Genomic DNA, 4,043 nt, shown 5'->3' on the forward strand with positions numbered 1-4,043 from the left:
CGGGAAGTCGGGTCGTGTCCAGATCGGGAAACCAAGAATCCCGGAAAGGAGGGAGCGACGGGGAGACATGGCGGCGGCGCATGTTGTTCATGGCTTCATGCCTTCCAGATTCAAGCTACGGAACGAGACGGAAGCGGGGACTTACCACCGCCACCTTCCATTGCCGATAGGTGGGCAGCCATTTTCCAGCGCTGGGCGACCGCTGCCGAGTGCTGGGGAACGGCTCCCCAGCCCTGAAAAGCGGTTTTCCAGGGCTGGGGAACGATTACCCAGTGATGGGGAACGATTACCCAGTGCTGGAAAATCATTTTCCAGTGCTCGGCAACGATTCCCCAACACTGGAAAATGGCTCCCCAGTGCTGAAAAATCATTCCCCAGCCTTGGAAAACCATTTTCCAGCGCTGGAAAACGGCTCCCCAGCGCTGGGGAGTGGCTACTTTTGACCACCTCCTCCTAGAAAACCCATGAAAAGGCCGTTTTTGCCCCACTTTCTAATCTGGCGCTCTCTCCCCGAGGAAATGCTGATGCCTTGGGACACAGGGAACTGGGATGAGGGGACGTGGGATGCCGACCCGATTTCTGATGGAAACCAAACCAAACAAAAACACACCAAACATATGCCAAGACAACCGTTCATGCCTGCCTCCGACCCCGGAAAGCAGACGCTCCTGACCAACTTCGTCGCGAAGCTCAAGGACCCCGCCAAGGGTTACGCCACTAAATACAGCGTGCCCGCCGCCACCATCACGCTGCTCGACAACGGGCGGCTGTGGTTCGATGCCATCATGGCCCACCTCGCCGATGTGCGGACTTATTCCCAGTCCCTCACCGCGCTGAAGAACGCCATCATCGAGGGGAGCGGGCCGCTCACCGCCCCGGTGCCCCCCGTCTTCACCGCGCCGAATGTGCCGCTGGTCGCCGGCATCTTCACCCTCCTCGCATCCGTCGCGCAGGGCATCAAGTCCGTGCTCAACTATGAAGTCGCCGACGGCGAGGATCTCGGCATCGAGGGCGCCGAGATCGCCGAACTGCTCGCCACCATCGCGCCGGACCTCTCGAAAAGCCGCATCACCAGCGGCGGCCTCGTGGAGATCGTGTGGAAGAAGGGCGGGCACACCGGGGTCAAGATCTTCGTGGACCGCGGCGACGGCAAGGCGGAGGTCTTCCTCGCCGTGGACACGCAGCCCAATTACATCGACACGGTGAAGCCCGCCCCCGGCCAGACGGCCATCTACACCTATCGGGCCATCTATCTCGATGGCGACACCGAGTTCGGCCAGATGAGCCAGCCCTTCCAGATCACCGTGCGGGGATAAGGCCCACCCCGGACAAGACACTTGCCAGGAGGAGGAAAAAGGGCCGCGCCGGCCAATGAACCCGGCGCGGCCCGACTCCCCGCCCGCAAACCATGCTCGACGCCCCCGCTGCATTCCGCTACACCGCCGCCATGCGCCTCCGCCAGGCCCTCCTTCCCGCACCCCGCAGGTGCCATTCATATAGCGGGAAGTTTGGCATTGCTCCGCGCCTCCGTTGAATGAAAGCCTTGACCCTCCTTTTGTCGGCCTTGGCGTTAGCCGCTCCCATCGCCATCTCGATGGACTCACGTTTTGCCGCCCAAACCAATGTGCTTATCGCAGTCTCGGTCGGCGCAGCGATTCTCGTCGAGCTTACTGGCATCATTCGCTGCGCCACGACTGTCGTGCCATTCGGACGTGCCTTTCGCTACGCGATCGCAGCCCAGTTTGTCGCGCCGTTCATCATGCTGGGCGTCTTCACAGCATGGGATTGGATTTCTCCTGCCACCCATGGCCTTGAGCCACTCACCGGCAACATTTGGGACCGGTTCGATTTGTTTGGTGGCTCGCTCTTCTGGGCCGTGCTCGCCACGCTCTTCATGGCGTCACTTGCGGCGGTCAGCACGTTCTTTCACTCCTCAGAATCCAACAATGCGAACACCCGCAACGCCTGACTGTCGCCCATCAACACTTTGCCTGCAGGGGAGGAAAGCCCGGGAGCGGATAGTGCGCTCCGCCGCTGCCGATGGGGTCGTCGCTGAGTTTGAGCGTTTGGGCGGCATCTGCGCGTCATGAATGTTCCCACCAACAGATCGCTCCGGCAGGTGCGAGTGACGAGTTCAGCGCAGGGCGAGGGGACGTTCATTCGACAAGCAGGACCGCCGGGCCATGTCGGTCATGTGATTCTACTGGTCGAGCCTGCCACAGGGGATGGACTGACGTTCGAGTGGGCTGTCCCCGAGACGGCCATTCCCGAGAGATTCGCACAGGCCGTCTTGCGTGGCATTCAGGCCGCCTGTTCAGCCGACGGCCCGTTTCGCGATTGCGCCTTCACTCAAACGCGAGTGCGGATCATTGATGGGTTGTATCATGAGACCGATTCCAGAGAGCGATCCTACGAGATTGCAAGTGCGCTTGCCTTTGAGGATGCAATCCAGAGAGCGGGAGGAGTCACCGATGCCATCTAACCGCAGAGCGGCGGCAAACCGCCTCTCCGCCATCCGTTTCCCCGGCAGTTGCTCCCTTTCATGAAAACCCTCACGACTTTCCTTCTGGCTCTGCTCACGGTTGCGGCGTTTGCCGGGGAGAGGCTGCTCGATGAGAAGATGGCGGCGAAGGCGGCGGTGGTGCTGCGGGTGAGGCGGCTTTCACCGGAGGGAGGGAGCAAGTATGCGTGGTTTCAGGTGCAGGTGCTGGAGGTGCTGAAGAATGAGTCGGGGGAGACGTTTGGGAAGGCGCTGTCGGTGGCGGCCTACAGTTGGAAGGAGGGCGTGCCGGAGGGGGAGTCCACGCTTTATCTGGAGCGCTACAACCCGGAGAAGAAGGGCCTGTGGAAGCTGGTGGGCGGGGAGGCGTCCACGGGCGTGAGCCACGCGGGGAGGCGGTGAGGTCAGGAAGCGGGCGGTTTGCTTGGGAGGATGCGGCGCTTGCCCGCGGTAGGCGGGTGTGTAGCTTCCACGGCATGAGCACGCTCGCAGAGATCGAACAGGCCGCCGGGGAACTCCCGCCGGAACAGCAGCAGGAACTGCTGCTGTTCCTCGCCGCCCGTCTGCACGGGAGGGGAGGCGCGCTGCCCCCGCCGCGCGACATCCCGCGCGAGCAGATCGAGAAGTGGATTGAGGAGGATGAGGCAGGGCACCGGCGTTTCCTCGCCGGGTCGTGAAGCTTTTTCTGGACACCAGCGTGCTGCTCGCAGCGTGCGGGTCTCTCACCTTCCGCGCAGGATAAGTATTATTCGACGCAAAAGCCGTGACCCTTTAAACATCGGCGATGCCCTTGTCTCCCAGCAGCCTGAAGACGCGCCTTCTACGTTCGCTTGCTTGCGTCGTGCTGCTGTTGGCGTGGCCCCAGATGCTCCATGCGCATCGGGATGCACTCATTGCACTCAAGGGAACAAAGCTGGTGGGCCTGCCGAAGAACTACGCGCCAGCAGAACTCGACTTGAAGTCATTTCGGCTGCGAATCGGAAAACATGTGATGAAGCTTCCGCCGTTTTTCACGAGCCTCTTCGAGCGACCACACGACTTGCAAATCTCCGCGTCTTGGTATCACGCCGGAAATCTTCCTCCTTACGTGCTTATCCGCATTTTTCCGAAAAAAAGGGACTTCAGCTACCGGATACTCCTCAATCTCGACACGCTGGATGTTATCGAGTTCGGGGTTAGCCTTCGAGAGTCGGATTCAAGCTGGCGTGAGTTGGCGATCGCATTGAGCGAGGAAAACCGGAAGGAAATTCGGGACTCCATCGAGACAGTCAAATGAAGCAGCCGCGCAAGACGCAGCCTCGGGCCATTTTGGACGGTGATTTCAGTCCGCCAGCGGGGTGGGCGTGATGCCTTCGCGGGCGAGGAATTCTTTTGCCAACGCGCGGTAGGCGGCGGCGCCGAGACCGCCGGTTTCATACTGGATGATGGGCTGGCCGTGGCTGGGGGCTTCGGCGAGGCGGATGGTGCGGGGGATGACGGTTTTGAAGATGATGTCGCCGTAGTGCTTCTGGATTTCGGCGATGACCTGGTTCGCGTGGTTCGT

General features: G+C 61.1%; 7 protein-coding genes. 6 read left to right on the plus strand and 1 reads right to left on the minus strand.

Going from position 1 to position 4,043, the window contains the following annotated elements; translation table 11 throughout:
- Positions 1-635: 635 nt before the first annotated feature.
- The 6 genes from ACILSL_RS27105 to ACILSL_RS27130 all read left to right on the plus strand — a co-directional run bounded on the left by ACILSL_RS27105 (position 636) and on the right by ACILSL_RS27130 (position 3,776).
- Complete coding sequence (locus tag ACILSL_RS27105) at positions 636-1,316, plus strand: hypothetical protein (protein WP_395735196.1); 681 nt, start codon at positions 636-638, stop codon at positions 1,314-1,316.
- Positions 1,317-1,534: 218 nt separating this feature from the next.
- Positions 1,535-1,969: a hypothetical protein gene (locus tag ACILSL_RS27110; protein ID WP_395735197.1), complete on the plus strand. Its 435-nt coding sequence runs from the start codon at positions 1,535-1,537 to the stop codon at positions 1,967-1,969.
- Between the two features lie 117 nt (positions 1,970-2,086).
- Positions 2,087-2,482, plus strand: a complete 396-nt coding sequence (locus ACILSL_RS27115) for a hypothetical protein (RefSeq protein ID WP_395735198.1) — start codon at positions 2,087-2,089, stop codon at positions 2,480-2,482.
- A gap of 60 nt (positions 2,483-2,542) precedes the next feature.
- Complete coding sequence (locus tag ACILSL_RS27120) at positions 2,543-2,902, plus strand: hypothetical protein (protein ID WP_395735199.1); 360 nt, start codon at positions 2,543-2,545, stop codon at positions 2,900-2,902.
- A gap of 74 nt (positions 2,903-2,976) precedes the next feature.
- Entirely contained in the window at positions 2,977-3,177 is a 201-nt protein-coding gene (locus ACILSL_RS27125; RefSeq protein ID WP_395735200.1) for a hypothetical protein, read from the plus strand.
- Positions 3,178-3,284: 107 nt separating this feature from the next.
- Positions 3,285-3,776 carry a hypothetical protein gene (locus tag ACILSL_RS27130; protein ID WP_395735201.1) on the plus strand — a complete coding sequence of 164 codons (492 nt, stop codon included), beginning with the start codon at positions 3,285-3,287 and terminating at the stop codon, positions 3,774-3,776.
- Positions 3,777-3,821: 45 nt separating this feature from the next.
- Here ACILSL_RS27130 and ACILSL_RS27135 read toward each other — a convergent pair.
- On the minus strand, positions 3,822-4,043 hold a 222-nt coding region (locus ACILSL_RS27135), incomplete at its 5' end, for a ParA family protein (RefSeq protein ID WP_395735202.1).

It is taken from the genome of Prosthecobacter sp., from assembly GCF_044222345.1.
Lineage (GTDB): Bacteria > Verrucomicrobiota > Verrucomicrobiia > Verrucomicrobiales > Verrucomicrobiaceae > Prosthecobacter.

Bases quoted from the DNA above. Each gene is read 5' to 3' on its own strand.
- ACILSL_RS27125 (WP_395735200.1), top strand. From the start codon at position 2,977: ATGAGCACGCTCGCAGAGATCGAACAGGCCGCCGGGGAACTCCCGCCG.
- ACILSL_RS27120 (WP_395735199.1), top strand. From the start codon at position 2,543: ATGAAAACCCTCACGACTTTCCTTCTGGCTCTGCTCACGGTTGCGGCG.
- ACILSL_RS27110 (WP_395735197.1), top strand. From the start codon at position 1,535: ATGAAAGCCTTGACCCTCCTTTTGTCGGCCTTGGCGTTAGCCGCTCCC.
- ACILSL_RS27105 (WP_395735196.1), top strand. From the start codon at position 636: ATGCCTGCCTCCGACCCCGGAAAGCAGACGCTCCTGACCAACTTCGTC.
- ACILSL_RS27130 (WP_395735201.1), top strand. From the start codon at position 3,285: ATGCCCTTGTCTCCCAGCAGCCTGAAGACGCGCCTTCTACGTTCGCTT.
- ACILSL_RS27115 (WP_395735198.1), top strand. From the start codon at position 2,087: ATGAATGTTCCCACCAACAGATCGCTCCGGCAGGTGCGAGTGACGAGT.